The organism is Agrobacterium sp. (assembly GCF_032092815.1).
Classification (GTDB): domain Bacteria; phylum Pseudomonadota; class Alphaproteobacteria; order Rhizobiales; family Rhizobiaceae; genus Agrobacterium.
The window spans coordinates 41,365-56,562 of the sequence record NZ_DAMDBP010000024.1; the positions used below are offsets into that span (position 1 = coordinate 41,365).

At 54.7% G+C, this 15,198-nt stretch carries 15 protein-coding genes and 1 pseudogene; 5 read left to right on the forward strand and 11 right to left on the reverse strand.

The window, feature by feature from the left end:
- Positions 1-199: 199 nt before the first annotated feature.
- The 3 genes from RT613_RS15070 to RT613_RS15080 form a co-directional block, all read right to left on the reverse strand.
- Positions 200-1,393, reverse strand: a complete 1,194-nt coding sequence (locus tag RT613_RS15070) for a PQQ-dependent sugar dehydrogenase (protein WP_313616572.1) — start codon at positions 1,391-1,393, stop codon at positions 200-202.
- A 189-nt stretch (positions 1,394-1,582) separates the two neighbouring features.
- Complete coding sequence (locus tag RT613_RS15075) at positions 1,583-1,903, reverse strand: hypothetical protein (protein ID WP_313616574.1); 321 nt, start codon at positions 1,901-1,903, stop codon at positions 1,583-1,585.
- 131 nt (positions 1,904-2,034) lie between these two features.
- Entirely contained in the window at positions 2,035-2,961 is a 927-nt protein-coding gene (locus RT613_RS15080; protein WP_313616575.1) for an EAL domain-containing protein, read from the reverse strand.
- A gap of 252 nt (positions 2,962-3,213) precedes the next feature.
- Here RT613_RS15080 and RT613_RS15085 point away from each other — a divergent pair, with 252 nt between their 5' ends.
- On the forward strand, positions 3,214-4,416 hold the full coding sequence (locus RT613_RS15085; protein ID WP_313616577.1) for a pyridoxal phosphate-dependent aminotransferase: 1,203 nt from the start codon (positions 3,214-3,216) through the stop codon (positions 4,414-4,416).
- Between the two features lie 206 nt (positions 4,417-4,622).
- Entirely contained in the window at positions 4,623-4,889 is a 267-nt protein-coding gene (locus RT613_RS15090) for a DUF2188 domain-containing protein (RefSeq protein ID WP_313616579.1), read from the forward strand.
- A gap of 46 nt (positions 4,890-4,935) precedes the next feature.
- On the opposite strand, the gene RT613_RS15095 is transcribed toward RT613_RS15090, so the two are convergent.
- The 5 genes from RT613_RS15095 to trxB all read right to left on the reverse strand — a co-directional run bounded on the left by RT613_RS15095 (position 4,936) and on the right by trxB (position 9,930).
- On the reverse strand, positions 4,936-5,877 hold the full coding sequence (locus RT613_RS15095; protein ID WP_313616581.1) for a LysR family transcriptional regulator: 942 nt from the start codon (positions 5,875-5,877) through the stop codon (positions 4,936-4,938).
- Positions 5,878-6,031: 154 nt separating this feature from the next.
- Positions 6,032-7,144, reverse strand: a complete 1,113-nt coding sequence (locus RT613_RS15100) for an alkene reductase (RefSeq protein ID WP_313616583.1) — start codon at positions 7,142-7,144, stop codon at positions 6,032-6,034.
- A 13-nt stretch (positions 7,145-7,157) separates the two neighbouring features.
- Complete coding sequence (locus RT613_RS15105) at positions 7,158-7,451, reverse strand: metalloregulator ArsR/SmtB family transcription factor (RefSeq protein WP_313616584.1); 294 nt, start codon at positions 7,449-7,451, stop codon at positions 7,158-7,160.
- A gap of 582 nt (positions 7,452-8,033) precedes the next feature.
- Positions 8,034-8,930: a LysR family transcriptional regulator VtlR gene (locus RT613_RS15110; protein WP_313616605.1), complete on the reverse strand. Its 897-nt coding sequence runs from the start codon at positions 8,928-8,930 to the stop codon at positions 8,034-8,036.
- 31 nt (positions 8,931-8,961) lie between these two features.
- Entirely contained in the window at positions 8,962-9,930 is a 969-nt protein-coding gene (gene trxB, locus RT613_RS15115; RefSeq protein WP_313616586.1) for a thioredoxin-disulfide reductase, read from the reverse strand.
- A 243-nt stretch (positions 9,931-10,173) separates the two neighbouring features.
- Between trxB and RT613_RS15120 the strand changes: the two genes are divergently transcribed.
- Complete coding sequence (locus tag RT613_RS15120) at positions 10,174-10,641, forward strand: Lrp/AsnC family transcriptional regulator (RefSeq protein ID WP_192488443.1); 468 nt, start codon at positions 10,174-10,176, stop codon at positions 10,639-10,641.
- 51 nt (positions 10,642-10,692) lie between these two features.
- Here RT613_RS15120 and RT613_RS15125 read toward each other — a convergent pair whose 3' ends face one another.
- Genes RT613_RS15125 through greA form a run of 3 tightly spaced genes read right to left on the reverse strand, consistent with a single transcriptional unit; the run spans position 10,693 to position 13,474 of the window.
- Positions 10,693-11,901, reverse strand: a complete 1,209-nt coding sequence (locus RT613_RS15125; RefSeq protein ID WP_313616589.1) for a nitrogen fixation protein FixF — start codon at positions 11,899-11,901, stop codon at positions 10,693-10,695.
- Positions 11,888-12,967, reverse strand: a complete 1,080-nt coding sequence (locus RT613_RS15130; protein WP_313616591.1) for a glycosyltransferase family 4 protein — start codon at positions 12,965-12,967, stop codon at positions 11,888-11,890. Before RT613_RS15130 ends, RT613_RS15125 begins: the two co-directional genes overlap by 14 nt.
- 30 nt (positions 12,968-12,997) lie before the next feature.
- The gene (greA, locus tag RT613_RS15135) at positions 12,998-13,474 is read right to left on the reverse strand and encodes a transcription elongation factor GreA (protein ID WP_313616593.1); all 477 of its coding nucleotides are present in this window, start codon (positions 13,472-13,474) and stop codon (positions 12,998-13,000) included.
- Positions 13,475-13,695: 221 nt separating this feature from the next.
- Between greA and RT613_RS15140 the strand changes: the two genes are divergently transcribed.
- Together RT613_RS15140 and RT613_RS15145 are read left to right on the forward strand one after the other, a co-directional pair.
- Positions 13,696-14,928, forward strand: a complete 1,233-nt coding sequence (locus RT613_RS15140) for a putative DNA modification/repair radical SAM protein (protein ID WP_313616594.1) — start codon at positions 13,696-13,698, stop codon at positions 14,926-14,928.
- Positions 14,928-15,198: pseudogene (locus tag RT613_RS15145) on the forward strand (uracil-DNA glycosylase); the annotation flags it as partial. The gene RT613_RS15140 and the pseudogene RT613_RS15145, both read left to right, overlap by 1 nt.

Consider the following 15,198-nt stretch of genomic DNA (forward strand, 5'->3'; position numbering starts at 1 on the left):
GGCGGCATTCAGCACATAGACATAGCAGATCTGTGATGTGATGGTGTGGCTCTAGCAGGTCGCAGTGCAACCGGCAAGCATGTGACAGTATAAAGAGCGTTGCATCTTGGCGGAAGGAGGGCTCTTGCCAGGGCGTGGGCGTCCTGCAGCGTGGACGTTTCCCGAAAACGGGATCGTCTTCGGGAAACCTAGGTCATGATCAGGATGCGTTGGCGCGCGACACGCGCAACAGGGCACCGTCGCTTTCATCGGTCAAGATAAGCAAAGCGCCGTCAGGGGCAACCACCACATCACGCATGCGCCCGTATTCGCCTTTGAGCATTCGTTCTTCTGAGGTGATCTTGCCGCTGTCATCGCGCTCGAGGCGCACGAGCAACTGATATTTCAACGCCGTGACAAACAGATTTCCATCCCATTCCGGAAACATGCTGCCGCGATAAACAGCGATCGCGCCGGGTGCGATCGACGGATCCCAATAATATTCAGGCTGTATCATACCATCCTGCGAGGTGCCGCCGGGAAAGTCCTGTCCGGAATAGTGTTTGCCATAAGAAATGACCGGCCAGCCGAAATTACCCTTTGGCTGCGGGATATTGATTTCATCGCCGCCACGCGCGCCATGTTCGACGGTGAACAGCGTACCGTCCTTGCTGTCGAATGCCAGACCTTGCGGGTTTCTGTGGCCAATGGACCAGATTTCTGTAGCGCCTTCACCCCCCGCTCCATACGGATTGTCGGACGGTATCTTGCCGTCTTTCTCGATCCGCAGGATGGAGCCGGCATGATCGTCCGGATCTTGAGCGCGCTCACCATTGCCTCGGTCACCAATGCCGAAAAACAATTTTCCATCGGTGGATATCGCGAGGCGCGAACCGAAGTGTTGACCGGTACCGGTAAACTTATTCATCGCAAAAATGCGCTCAGTGCCTTCGAGCCGTGAGCCATCCTCAGCCAGTTGCGCACGAAACACCGCAGTGCCACGGCCGCCATCGCCGGTGATCGACGCGGTAAAATAAAGCGTTCTGTTGCTATCGAATTGCGGGTCGAGCGCGATATCGAGAAGGCCACCCTGACCACCTGCGGAGATGGCAGGCAACCCGCCAAGCGGCGCGGACAGCTTGCTGTCCTTGACGATACGCATGCGGCCAGCGCGTTCCGTCACAATATAGGCGCCATCCGGCAACGCTTCCACCGACCATGGATTTTCCAGACCCGATGCCAGCACCTGCACGTTGATATCGGCTCTTTCCGTTTTTTCCTGTCTTACCTCTTCATCGGATTGCGCGAGGGCAGGAAAAAGAAAAACTGCGCTTGCAAGAAACGCGGTCAAACGCGAAAGGCGCACAGGGGATTTGTTCGATATCGCGCAGGAGCGATGGCGGGCATCCGTCATGAAGTATCTCCGTTCAGCGCATGATCTCTTCCCAGGGCGAAACCGGCATGATCTTGCTGCAGATAAAGCTTGAGCGCCATTCGTTTCTAAAAGCCCGAACGGCGCTCCATGAATTGTAACCGAGATAAATGTGCACTGCTGACAAAAGGTTGCAACCGTGTGGTGTTCACGTCTTGCTGATCGAGAACATCAGGTACGGCCGTTGATGTGGTCCTTTGCCACGTCTTTCAGGCTTCTGCGGGCTAGAGCGGCAGTGCCGCTCATCATCAGCAGGAATGATGCAACGAGTGCGATCATCAACACAAGGCGGTCATTGAGACCGTCGAACAGAGTGGTCTGGGCAGAGGTTGCCGCTTGGATCATCATTGGAAGTTCGGAGGCATGGGCTGATGTGGCAAGGCCAGCCGCCATGGTGAAAATCACCGTCAGGGCTGCAATTGCCATCCACAACGAAAACAATATTCTGCTGGTTCTAACGCGCTGCGCTGTTGCCTGATCTTCGATGAACATGTTTCGATTCCCTCTGTTTTATGGAGAGAATAAAAGGCTCGGATGTGGACTGCTTGGCGACCGAATTGGGACTTTAACCCGCAATTATCATGGTCATATTGTGGCAAGTGGATTTTGCCGCTCAAACAAGGTCAATTCTTGCGTTTTCCAAAGGTGCGAGCCGGCCGCAGGATGCGGTTTTCAAGCGGTGTGACATCGCGGTAAAGATGCTGAACCTGTTTGGCTGCGCTGCCGGAATAAAGCGTGCGGCCATGCTCATCCAGTTCGGGGAAGCGTTCGTCAAAGGTTGTCGGGGCAATTTCCGGCCGTGCCAGAACATAACCCTGCATCAGATTGACGCCGAGATCACCGCACAGTTCCACCTGCCAGCTTTCTTCCAGGGCTTCGAACACCGGCTCTATGCCGTCGTCCGCAAACTGTCTGACAATAACCCGCAACAGGGCTGCGCCTGCAGAGTTGTTCATGAAATCGCGCACCCAGCCTGCCTCGAACTTCACATAGTCAGGTTTGACCAGCTTCACGCGCTCTATGTCAGAATCGCCAGCACCGTAGTCATCGACTGCCACACGGAAACCGATGTCATGCATGTGGTGGGCAAAATCAGCAATAAGCTGAGTTTCTTCAGCCTTCTTGTCGGAAAATTCGCACACAATGCGATCCGGTGTCATGCCAGCCTCATGGGCAGCAAGGCGCATGCGTTCGACTTCCTGACGCATCTTCCCCGGTGTGCGGAAAAGGCCCGGATGAAAGTTGACGAAGATGCGCGCCTGGCTGCGGTCCAGATGGCCCGTATTGAGAATGTGCAAGGTGCGCAGCAGGCTGTCGATGGCCTCGATGTCGACCGGATTCACCTGCGGGAAAAATTCGGCAGGTGAAACCGCTTCATTCGCCCGGTAGGGGCGAACAAGACCTTCAAAGGAATCGATGTTTAATCGTCCGTTCCCAACCCGTCGGAAAATGGGCTGGAGTGCGGATTTCAGCACGAAGGGACCATAGACTGTTGTCCAGGTGCCATCCGGTTCTCTGGCAAGATTCGAGAAAATGCTCTTTGGGGTCATCGGCCGCTACAATATCAGTTAATATTCGCTTCCGCGCTGGATTGTATATACGATATCGCTAAAGCGTTACTTGGCCGTTAAGCAGCAAAAGAACTGCGATGCCATTATGAGGCATGGTGTCGAAAATGACGCCAACCGGTCATATTCCGGTGCTTTTGCGCTTGAAAGCCGGGCAGTCTTTCGACATACAACATCCCGCAAAGGTGACTTGAAGAGCCTCTGCCGATGTCAACTTCAATAGGACCGATAAAAATGGCCTTCCTTGCCGACATTCTCTCCCGTGTAAAGCCATCCGCAACAATCGCAGTTTCGCAGAAAGCCCGTGAGCTTAAAGCACAGGGCCGCGACGTTATTGGCCTTGGCGCAGGCGAGCCGGATTTCGATACACCTGACAATATCAAGGAAGCTGCCATTGACGCGATTAAACGCGGCGAAACCAAATATACGCCTGTTTCCGGTATTCCTGAATTGCGCAAGGCAATAGCCGAAAAGTTCAAGCGCGAAAACGGCCTTGACTACAAGCCTGAGCAGACAATCGTTGGTACCGGCGGAAAGCAGATTCTTTTCAACGCGTTCATGGCCACACTTAATGCTGGCGATGAAGTCGTTATCCCTGCACCTTACTGGGTCAGCTACCCTGAAATGGTTTCCATTTGCGGTGGCACGCCAGTATTCGTCAGCACCACGCTGGAAGACAATTTCAAACTGAAGCCGGAAGCCCTGGAAAAGGCGATTACGCCGAAGACCAAGTGGTTCATCTTCAACTCCCCGTCTAACCCATCGGGCGCTGCTTACAGCCACGCCGAGCTGAAGGCTCTGACCGACGTGCTGGTCAAGCATCCGCATGTCTGGGTGCTGACCGACGACATGTATGAGCACCTGACCTATGGTGACTTCAAGTTTGTGACGCCGGTTGAAGTTGAGCCTTCGCTCTATGACCGCACACTGACCATGAATGGTGTTTCCAAGGCCTATGCCATGACCGGTTGGCGCATTGGTTACGCTGCAGGCCCGCTGCAGCTTATCAAGGCTATGGACATGATCCAGGGTCAGCAGACCTCGGGTGCGAGCTCGATTGCACAGTGGGCTGCAGTTGAGGCGCTCAACGGTACGCAGGACTTCATTCCGGCCAACAAGAAGATCTTTGAAGGTCGCCGTGATCTCGTCGTATCCATGCTCAACCAGGCAAAGGGTATTAATTGCCCATCACCGGAAGGTGCATTCTATGTCTATCCGTCCTGCGCTGGCCTGATCGGCAAGACCGCACCTTCGGGCAAGGTCATCGAAACCGATGAGGATTTCGTATCGGAACTTCTGGAAACGGAAGGCGTTGCCGTGGTTCACGGTTCGGCTTTCGGTCTTGGCCCGAACTTCCGCATTTCCTATGCGACATCGGAAGCCCTGCTTGAAGAAGCCTGCAAGCGCATTCAGCGCTTCTGCGCAGCCTGCAAGTAAGTCACTCCGCACTATTTGAGAACGCCCGGCCTTTGCGCCGGGCTTTTTCGTTTCTGGCTGATGCATATCAAGCGGTGTTTGCACTTTTGGCTATTTAATAGGATAGTACCGTCCCAAGGACACATGCCGCCACGCCGCGACGCCATGTCCTTTGTATCATCCTCGCGGCCAGCGACATGCCCTTCAAAAAACAGGAGGAAATGCGCATGACGAAAGTGGTGTACGAGATTGTGCCGCATGATGGCGGTTGGGCTTACAGGATGAATGGTGCCTGGTCAGAAGCCTTTCCAAGCCACGCGGATGCGCTGGCTGCTGCCAGCATTGTGGTGCAAGAGCAGCAGGTTGGCGGCGACGGCGAAGAAATCAGCTATCAGGACGAACGCGGCCGCTGGCACGAAGAGTACAGTGATGGTGGCGACCGGCCTGAAGCTGTCATTGTCGACAAAACCCAGCAGGCAATGCCCAATTCCTAGGGATCAAGGCATCGTGAGACAGTGGCGTGAGCGACGCGCTCAGACTTCAAGGTTTGTGCGTCAATGCATCCGGGTCCGTGAGTTTCAGATGGTTTTTCAAGCCATCGACGAGCGCGCTGAAAACGGCGCGACACTTGGGCGACGTTCTGAGGTTTTCATGCATCGCTACCCAGGTGTAGAGCGGAATTTCGATCTCCGGCAGAATGCGCACCAGTTCCTGATGTCTCTTGGCAATGCCGATCTGACAGACACCTATGCCTGCACCGGCGCGGATCATTGAGAGCTGTGCGAGATTGCTGTCAGCCCTGACGGAAAAGCCGATTGCTTCGGCGTCTGGAATGTTCGGATTGTCCTTGCGCATTTTCTGCAGCAGGCTGCGAATGAAGGGCGTTTTCCTGTCGAAGCCAATCAGGTGATGATTGTCCAGATCCTGTTTCACTTGAGGAGTGCCTGCCTTGGCGAGGTAGGACTTATTGCCGTGAAAGCCGAGGCGCATATTGCCGACATAACGGATCACCAATGCTTCCTGCAACGGTTCAGTCATGCGGATGGCGATATCGGCCTCGCGGCGCAGCAGATCCTCAATGGTGTCGGACAGTGACAGTTCAATTTCAAGCCGCGGATACCTCTCCTGTAATGCCGTGATGATATCGGGCAATATTTCCACGCCGATCATGTCGGCGGCGCTGATACGCACCGATCCCTCTACCTTGCCGACTTCGCCGGATGCGGCGCGCAGAAGGGCCGAGGCCGTGGCCGCCAGGTTCTCGGCATAGGGTCTGAGAGCAAGTGCTGCCTCGGTCGGCATCAGGCCATGCGGGGAGCGAATGAAAAGCTGGTAACCCAAAGCCTCTTCCAGCGCACCGATATGACGACCGGCGGTTGGTTGGGTAATGCCCAGTTCACGGGCGGCTGCCGATAGCGAGCCATCGCGCAGAACGCTGAGGAATGTGCGGTAGAAATCCCAGCTTGGTTCGATCGTGTTCATAAAAATCCGTATGGGCGCGCAAGGAATGCAATCAATTTTGTATAGCGGGATTTTTATGCGCCTTCCAGTTTGAAGGCAGGTGTTGTCGCAGTTGTGATTTTGATTCAGGTCCACTGCGCAACCGTTTGGTTGCGCAGGGTGAATTGTCGATCGCTCAGGCGAGGGCAGGGTAGTCGGTATACCCCTCTGCGCCGCCGCCATAAAGCTTGTCAGGCTGCAGGGCATTCAGCTCAGCATTTTCCTTCAGGCGGCGTACGAGATCAGGATTGGCAATGAAGGGGCGGCCGAAGGCGATGGCATCTGCCTTGCCATTGGCGACAGCCTCGATTGCTGTTTCGCGGGTATAGCCGTTATTGGCAATCCACAGACCCTTGCCGCCAGCGTTGACGTAGGCGGCTCTGAGTGCATCATAGTCAAATGGGCTGCCACTTTCCGAAAGGTCACGCGGGCCGCCTGTTGCGCCCTCAACAACGTGAATGAAGGACAGACCGCGACCGCCAAGCTGCTTGACAACATATTCGTAGAGTGGCTGCGGTGCTGGCTCTGCAATGTCGTTGGCTGGGGTAACCGGGGAGAGGCGAATGCCGGTGCGGCCAGCTCCGATTTCCTTGGTAACGGTGTCCACCACTTCCAGAAGGAAACGGGCGCGGTTTTCAATCGAACCGCCATAGTTGTCGGTGCGTTGGTTGGCGCTGGACTTCAGGAACTGTTCAATGAGGTAGCCGTTGGCGGCATGGATCTCAACGCCATCAAAGCCGGCGTCGATAGCAAAACGGGCTGCCTTGCGGTAATCCTCGAGAATGGCCGAAATGTCTGATGTATCCAGTGCGCGAGGTGCCGATGTTTCTGCAAAGGCACCGCTGCCATCCTCGTTGATGATGTAGGTCTTGGACTTGGCGGTGATGGCCGATGGGGCGACCGGCTTGCCTTCGGCAGGCTGCAGCGACGTATGCGAGATGCGGCCGACATGCCAGATTTGGGCAACGATCTTGCCGCCTTCATCATGCACGGCGTCGGTCACCTTCTTCCAACCAGCAAGCGCTTCCGGCTTGTAGAGGCCTGGAACATGGGCGTAGCCCTGACCCTGCTGTGTGATGGCGGTGCCTTCGCTGACGATGAGGCCGGCACTGGCGCGCTGACGGTAATAGGTGACGTTGAGATCATTCGGTACTTCGCCCGGCGAGCGGTTGCGCGTCAAAGGTGCCATCACGACACGGTTGGCGAGGGCAATATCTCCGGCCTGAGCTGGTTCAAACAGATTGGTCATGTTGCTCAACTTTCTAAAGATTTTCGTTCAGGTAACGTTGAAACTCGGCAATGGTCTCTTCATTGCGTTCATAAAAAATCCACTGTCCGACCTTGCGGGACTTGATCAGTTCCGCCGCCTGCAGGGTGGCAAGGTGGCTGGAGACGGTGGATTGCGACAGACCGCTGACTTCGAACTGCCTGGCGCAAACGCCCATGCTGAAAGGATGCTCCTGACCACAAAAATGGTTTTCCGGGTCTTTAAGCCAGATCAGGAACTTCAACCGCACAGGATGCGATAAAGCCTTCAACACATCCTCATGGTTCATGGTTTACACCCTCATATTTGCGTTTATCGATATGTGTATCGACGTTTATCGATATTCAAGATCAACGCCAGAAAAAATCTCAACGGAAAAAAAGACCAAAAAAATAGGCCGCCAGATTTCTCCGCGGCCTCGAGTTTGAAGGTTAAAACCTCCAGAGGGGAACAGCTAGTGCGCTGGAAAATTCATCAGCACATCAGCTTATCCAAATATGGGAGTTGCGATCTGCAACCGCAAGGGATGATTTTCTAAAAAAACGCGAATTTTTCGAAACAGGCAAAAAAAGAGGGCCGCCGGATCTCTCCAGGGCCCTTATAAGTGTGAAGGTTAAAAAACCTCCAGAGGGGAACAGCTAATGCGGTGGAACTGGGAGGAAAGCCACCGTGTGCATCAGCTGTGTGCGATATGGTGCTTTTTTGGGCATGCGGCAACTCTTTTTTGTGCAGGTCAGGCATGCGCTTGACGCATCGCTTAAGAATTGTGTCTTATTTCTGTGCAAATCTCCAAACGAAAACGGCAGACGATTCGCATCGTCTGCCGTTTAAAACATTGTTTTTATTGATGTCTGTTAATTGTTGAGCGATATCAGAAATTCCAGTTCCGCGCCTTGGCGACAATGAAATCGCGGAAGGCTTTTAGCTTCGCAGCATTCTTCATTTCATCCGGATAGCAGAAATAGGTATCGAAGGACGGAATGTCCGCGCTGATTGGCAACTGGATAAGGCCAGGGTCGCGTCCAACGATATAATCCGGCAAGCAGGCGATGCCGATGCCCAGCAGGCAAGCGCGTTTGATGGAGGTCTGGCTGTTGATCTGCAAATGCGGCGTGCGTGCGTTGTCGGACGACCGTCCGGCATATTCCAGCCAGTTGACGTCCAGAAGGTAGTTTGGTGCAGGTTCGCCGAACGAAATGATGTGGTGGTTATCCAGATCCTCGATCGATTGTGGCTCGCCATGGCGGTTGATGTAGGACGGCGCTGCATAAACGTGCATGTGCACCGTGAACAGCTTGCGCTGGATAAGGTCCGATTGCTGCGGCTGGCGAAGGCGAATTGCGCAGTCCGCATGGCGCATGTTCACATCCAGCTCCTCGTTATCGAGGATCAGCTGGATGGACATTTCAGGGTAAAGTTGCAGAAATTCCTGAATTTTGTCGGTCAACCATCCCTGGCCAAGGCCCACTGTCGTTGTGACACGCAGTTTGCCGCTTGGCTTTTCGGTTGTCTCCGTCAGCTGCATCTTGACGGTTTCAAGCTTCAGCAGAACGTCATGGGCCGTCCGATAGAGCAATTCACCTTGCTCTGTCAGGATAAGACCACGTGCATGGCGGTGGAACAGCTTGACGCCGACGTCCTGCTCCAGCGCGCTCACTTGCCGGCTGATCGCCGACTGGGAGAGGTGAAGTTTGTCGGCTGCGTGTGTGAACGAGCCAGCTTCCGCTGCCGCATGGAAAATGCGCAGTTTATCCCAGTCTAATGGCATGCCCATGCTGTTCCCTTATCGTTGTCTGCTCTTATTCTGCCGCTATTGCTGCGGGTTGATGTCCTGCCAGGAAACGTTCAGCCTCCAGCGCTGCCATGCATCCCATGCCGGCGGCGGTGATTGCCTGTCTGTAAGTATCGTCGGTGACGTCGCCAGCCGCAAAGATGCCTTCGACATTCGTTGCTGTCGAATCCGGTGCCGTCCACATGTAGCCGTTTGGCTTGAGGCGCAGCTTGTCCTTGAACAGTTCGACGGCCGGTGCATGGCCAATGGCCACGAATACGCCGTGCGTTGCGACTTCGGTGATCGCACCGGTGCGGGTGTCCTTCAGTCTTGCGCCTGTGACCGATGGTGGCATTGGCGGTTTGGCCGGTGTGCCGACAATTTCCTCAACGGCCGTATTCCAGAGAACCTTGACGTTTTCCTTGGCGAACAGGCGTTCCTGCAGGATTTTTTCCGAACGGAAGGAATCGCGGCGGTGAACAACCGTCACGGTCTTTGCAATGTTGGAGAGGTAGAGCGCCTCTTCAACGGCCGAATTACCAACCACGATCACGTCCTTGTTACGGTAGAAGAAACCGTCGCAGGTGGCGCAAGCGGACACGCCGAAGCCCTGGAAATGCTGTTCGCTTTCGATGCCCAGCCACTTTGCCTTGGCGCCAGTGGCGATGATCAGCGTGTCAGCAGTCCAGACCGTGCCAGAATCCGTCTTCACCACAAAAGGGCGCGCCGTTGTCTCGACTTCGGTCACGAGGTCGTTGACGATCTCTGCGCCGACATGGGTTGCCTGCTTGAGCATCTGGTCCATCAGCCAGGGGCCCTGGATCGGATCTGCATAGCCTGGATAGTTTTCGACATCGGTGGTGATCATCAACTGCCCACCCTGTTCCATGCCGGCAATGAGCACAGGCTCAAGCATGGCACGGGCAGCGTAAATAGCGGCTGTGTAACCAGCTGGACCGGAACCGATGATGAGAACTTTGGTATGGCGCGCGGACATTGTTTAACTTCCTTTCAATGCGGTTCGGGATGTAGCAGGTGCAATGGACGCAAATGCTCAAACGCCGCCGCCTGTTTTGCCCCGTATTTAAGGGTGTCCAGTGCCTATATTCAAGGGCAGCCGTGCTTTACCAACAGGGCAGTTATGCAGTTATGTAATTTTATGACTTGTTTGCCTCACATTCTTGCGAATCTTACCGTCAGGAGTAGAAGGAATGAAAACCATTACCACGGGAGATAGCCGGTGACTCGCGTAGAACTCGATGCCATCGATCTTAAAATTTTGCGAGAGTTGCAGCGGGACGGTCGTATGACCAACGTCGATCTGGCCGAAAAGGTCGGTATCTCGGCGCCGCCATGCCTTCGACGCGTGCGAAAGCTGGAGGAGGGCGGCGTGATCGAAGGGTATCACGCCATGCTCAATGCCCCCAAGCTCGGTTTTGATCTCGTTGCCTTCTGCATGGTTGGCCTGAAGCGCCAGTCGGAAGCCAACCTTAAGGCCTTTGCGGCTGCCACCGATCGCTGGCAGCTGGTTCGCCAGGCATGGATGGTGTCAGGCGAAAGCGATTTTCTTCTGCACTGTGTGGCTGAAAATCTGACGCAGTTTCAAGATTTCGTTATTGAAGTGCTGACCGCCGATGAAAACGTCGACACGGTCAGAACCATGCTGACAATTCGTCAAGTCAAGCGTATCGGCCTCGTCGAAGTCTGAGTTCTGATGTGACACTCTCCCGTCAATAACAACATTGTCGGGAGACCCTGGTCAGGCAACGCTGCCCTTGTCCTGTTGCAAGGCCTGATATTCAGCCAGCAGTTGTGAATGTTGGTCTGCGCCGTTGCCGCGTTTCCTTATCCTGTCGACCAGTTCCGCATCGACGGCCTTGAAACTACCCGGCAGCAGGAAGATGTTGTAGACATAACGCAGGAACACTTGCCGCAGGGTTTCATCCGGCTGCCAGTCGTTCAGCCCTTGCAGTGCCGTTTGCAGCTGGTCGATGGAACGGGCGGAGGTAACCAGTTCCGGCATCTCATAAGGCGCATCTCCCAACACGACGACTTTTTTGCCGATGCTGATGGCTTCAAGACCGACGGTCGAGTTGATGGTGATCACTGCGGATGCACCTTCAATCAGTTTGCGGGTCTCATTGTGATTGGCAAAAATGATGCGTGGATGTGGCTGAATGTGCTTTTTGATGGAAAGCGGGAAGCTGGGGTGTTCCTTGATGACGAAATGCCTGTCGGGCATTGTCTCCGCCAGTTGGTAAAGCACTTCATAGAAGTGTTTCATGTCTTTGATCCACGGCGAATAGGCCAGGATCTGCATGTCGCTTGGTACTTGGAAAGGTACGAATATGTAATCAGCCGGCAGGTTGGTGAGTTCTTCGCCCTTTTGTTTGCTGCTGCGTTTGACGAGTGTCTGCGGCAGCTCTCCGGCAATCCGTGGTGCTACCCAGCGATAGAATTCTGCATCCCTTGGCAGGGTGCTGCCGAAGTTGATGCCCTTGGTGTCGCATTGGATCGTCTCTGGAAAGAAGCCGTTTTCCATCATCACCATCGGCCGTGACCGCTGGATGGCTGCTTCCATCAGCAGGGACGCCGGCATCATGAAACCATTAAAAATCAGCGCGCTTGCATCGGGATAGGCGTTCAGTCGGTCTTCGATCAAAATGGCCGACAGACGTGATCTGATGGCAGTGGTTGCCCGGTAAAAGGCAATGGACAGCGGATTGGAATACAGCGCGGGCAGGCGGATTTGGCGTCGCAGCAGATTGTGCTCGATGCTGGGACGGATATCGATCGAACATCCCTTGTCGCTGAACAGACGGCCCAGTTCACCAATGCCGTGGGTGCGGAAGAACTCTTTCAACCCGTCTTTCAGCTTGAAGGGCGCGCAATCCAGCCTCAGGCCGAGGACGGCCTTGAGGGGGTCATAATTGTTTCGCTGAGAGTAAATGAACTCAACGTCTGCCATTGGGGTTTCCGCCTTTTTGGGCTACGCGCTCGTAAATCTTTTGCAGCGCACGTGCCTCACCCTGAAGTTCAAAAGTGTTGAGCATGTGGCTGCGTCCTGTCTCTCCCCATTCCAGGGTCTCGGCAGGGTTCTCAAGACGATTTTTTATAGCGTTTCTAAGGGCATCGCCATCACCGGCGGCAACAACCGTGCCTGTTTTGCCAGCCAGCACCATTTCCTCATAGGCGCCGGCATCGCTGGTCACCACTGCCGTTTGCGAGGCCATCGCCTCAAGCGGGGTGAGGCCGAAACCTTCATTGCGGGACGGGGCAACATAGAGGTTCAGACGGCGATACCAGGGTTTGATATCGTCCACTTCACCGAGGAAAACGATGCGATCTGAAAGGCTGGCCTTGTTGATGTCGGCTTTCAGCTTATCGGCGAAGGACTTGTGTTCCGGTGTGATGCGGCCGCTGATGACGGCCGTCCAGTCCGGGTAAGCGGGCAGAAGATCAATCATCGCCTGCACGAAGAGATCAGTGCCTTTTTGGTGACGCACGCGGCCAAAGCAGCCGACCAGATATTTTCCCGGCAGGCCGGTTGCTGCAATCGTGTCATCTGGTGTCTGCGGCGGATGAAACAGCTCGGTGTCGACGCCATGCATGATGACGGTGTGGGGCACTTCAAGAAAGGAGCCGGAACGGGCGCTGGTGGCCACCACCTCATCCATCTGGGCAATGAGCTTGCGGGTGTAGGCTGAGTGCTTGCGCTGCGCCGCAGAGGTGAAAACCAGTTTCACCTTCATGCGAAGGACATCACGCAAGAAAATGCCGGGCAGCATTTCCAGGTTGCGCCGCGCATGCCAGACGCGCGGACCACCACCGGGAGCCTGCTGCCAAAGCCGCCATAAATCGCGAAAGCGAATATGGGGCAGGGCTTCTGGCAGGCCGGGGCCCAAGGTTGCTACCTTCTGCCCCAGCTTGTTTTGTACGGGTACCAGCTGGATTATCGTCGAGGTGACGCCGGATAAACGTTTCTTGAAGTTCGGGGCAATGACCCGAACATTGTTTAAATCGACCTGTGCCACGTCTTACTCCGCAAAAGATGAATGTAGAAATTACATCCAGTTTACGGAGAGGATTTCATAACCCTTGGAGCCGCCAGGTGCGACGACTTCGATGCTGTCGCCAACTTCCTTGCCGATCAGCGCACGTGCAATCGGCGAGGAAATGGAAATGCGGCCAGCCTTGACGTCTGCCTCCTGATCGCCAACGATCTGGTAGGTTCTCTCCTCGTCCGTGTCCTCATCAACCAGCTTTACGGTTGCGCCGAACTTGATCTTCGAGCCGGACATCTTGGACAGGTCGATGACTTCTGCACGCGCCGTCAGATCTTCCAGTTCGGAGATGCGACCTTCATTGTGGCTCTGTGCTTCCTTCGCAGCGTGGTACTCCGCGTTTTCAGACAAATCGCCATGGGCACGTGCTTCCGAGATAGCCTCGATGATGCGTGGGCGTTCCTCTTGTTGACGCCAGCGCAGCTCCTCCTGCAACTTGGTGTAACCGCCTTGAGTCATCGGCACTTTCTCTACCATTTCCTATTCCTTCGCATTCCATCCGCTTCCCGCAGACACAAAAAGAAACAGGTTCCGAAGCAAAACTTCGGAACCATGCCAAAAATAACAATTCGGACCACTATATCAGAAGACCACCTTAAATTGCCAGAAGATTTGATCGTGACACAATTTGTGAGGTTTCTGAGCTGTTTCCGGCTGGAAAATTGACAAATCGAAATAGAACATATAGTGAACATTGCATGGGAAAGTCAATCAAGGAACGACTCGCTGTTTTGTCAGATGCAGCGAAATATGATGCGTCTTGCGCCTCCAGCGGAACCACAAAGCGAAGCTCTGCGGCAAGCGGCGGTTTGGGTTCGACGGAGGGGTCTGGCATTTGCCATGCCTATGCGCCGGACGGTCGCTGTATCTCGCTGTTAAAAATCCTGTTGACCAATTTTTGCATCTATGACTGCGCCTATTGCATCAACCGTTCATCCAGCAATGTGGAGCGCGCGCGCTTTACCGTGGAAGAGGTGGTGTGGCTGACACTGGAGTTTTATCGGCGCAATTACATTGAAGGACTGTTCCTGTCGTCGGGTATTATCCGCTCGTCCGATCACACGATGGAAGAGCTTGTCCGCGTTGCGCGCGAATTGCGGGTCACGCATGGTTTCAGGGGATACATCCACCTCAAATCCATTCCAGAAGCATCGGCCCATCTGGTGGAGGAGGCGGGGCTTTATGCTGACCGCCTGTCGATCAACATCGAATTGCCAACCGATAGTGGTATCGGCCGTTTTGCGCCAGAAAAACAGCCGGGCAATATCAGAAAGTCGATGGCTGATATCCGGCTGAAAATCGAGGAGGCGGGAGAGCCGACCTTAAAGACAAAACGGGTCAAGAAATTTGCTCCGGCCGGACAAAGCACGCAGATGATTGTCGGTGCCGACGGGGCAAATGACAGCACGATCCTGTCCTCCAGCGCGCGGCTTTACGGCAGTTATGGTTTGAGGCGTGTCTATTATTCCGCCTTCAGCCCCATCCCGGATTCGTCAAAAAACCTGCCGTTGATCAAGCCGCCATTGATGCGTGAGCACCGCCTTTATCAGGCTGACTGGCTTTATCGTTTTTACGGTTTCGATATTGGCGAGATCACCTCGACGCAGAAGGATGGTATGCTCGATCTGGATATCGATCCGAAGCTTGCCTGGGCGCTGGCCAATCGACAGAGTTTTCCTGTCAATGTGAACACGGCAGACAGGGAAATGCTGTTGCGTGTTCCCGGTTTCGGCACAAAAACCGTCAACTCCGTGCTGTCGTCACGCCGGTTTCGAAAGCTGCGTCTAGAAGATCTGGCGCGGTTTGGCGTGTCACTGAAAAAGGTGAAAGCCTTTGTGGTAACGGAGGGTTGGACACCAGGCAAACTCACGGAACGTCCTGATTTACGTGACATGTTTGCGCCGCAACCAGAACAATTGTCGTTGCTGTGATGTACCGGATTGCGCTGGAGGGCCGGGGAGATTTTGCCGAGTGGCGTGATGCAGCACGGGCCTGCCTTGCTGCAAAAGTAGCGCCGCAGGATATCGACTGGGGGCTGCGTCAAGACAGAGAAAGCCTGTTTGGTTTTGAGGAAACGTCTCAACTTCCCGATGGGCCGCGCGATGCCCCCGTCAATGTGCCGGCCGCCTTCATGCCCTTGGCGCAAGCAGCGATCTGCCATAGCGATCCGTCCAGATTTGCGCTGCTCTACCGGTTGTTAT

What these genes read in the sequence shown, in the direction of transcription:
- greA (WP_313616593.1), bottom strand. Translation starts at nt 13,474, where the DNA reads ATGGTAGAGAAAGTGCCGATGACTCAAGGCGGTTACACCAAGTTGCAG.
- RT613_RS15090 (WP_313616579.1), top strand. Translation starts at nt 4,623, where the DNA reads ATGACGAAAGTGGTGTACGAGATTGTGCCGCATGATGGCGGTTGGGCT.
- RT613_RS15105 (WP_313616584.1), bottom strand. Translation starts at nt 7,451, where the DNA reads ATGAACCATGAGGATGTGTTGAAGGCTTTATCGCATCCTGTGCGGTTG.
- RT613_RS15100 (WP_313616583.1), bottom strand. Translation starts at nt 7,144, where the DNA reads ATGACCAATCTGTTTGAACCAGCTCAGGCCGGAGATATTGCCCTCGCC.
- RT613_RS15140 (WP_313616594.1), top strand. Translation starts at nt 13,696, where the DNA reads ATGGGAAAGTCAATCAAGGAACGACTCGCTGTTTTGTCAGATGCAGCG.
- RT613_RS15095 (WP_313616581.1), bottom strand. Translation starts at nt 5,877, where the DNA reads ATGAACACGATCGAACCAAGCTGGGATTTCTACCGCACATTCCTCAGC.
- RT613_RS15070 (WP_313616572.1), bottom strand. Translation starts at nt 1,393, where the DNA reads ATGACGGATGCCCGCCATCGCTCCTGCGCGATATCGAACAAATCCCCT.
- RT613_RS15085 (WP_313616577.1), top strand. Translation starts at nt 3,214, where the DNA reads ATGGCCTTCCTTGCCGACATTCTCTCCCGTGTAAAGCCATCCGCAACA.
- RT613_RS15075 (WP_313616574.1), bottom strand. Translation starts at nt 1,903, where the DNA reads ATGTTCATCGAAGATCAGGCAACAGCGCAGCGCGTTAGAACCAGCAGA.
- RT613_RS15080 (WP_313616575.1), bottom strand. Translation starts at nt 2,961, where the DNA reads ATGACCCCAAAGAGCATTTTCTCGAATCTTGCCAGAGAACCGGATGGC.
- trxB (WP_313616586.1), bottom strand. Translation starts at nt 9,930, where the DNA reads ATGTCCGCGCGCCATACCAAAGTTCTCATCATCGGTTCCGGTCCAGCT.
- RT613_RS15125 (WP_313616589.1), bottom strand. Translation starts at nt 11,901, where the DNA reads ATGGCAGACGTTGAGTTCATTTACTCTCAGCGAAACAATTATGACCCC.
- RT613_RS15110 (WP_313616605.1), bottom strand. Translation starts at nt 8,930, where the DNA reads ATGCCATTAGACTGGGATAAACTGCGCATTTTCCATGCGGCAGCGGAA.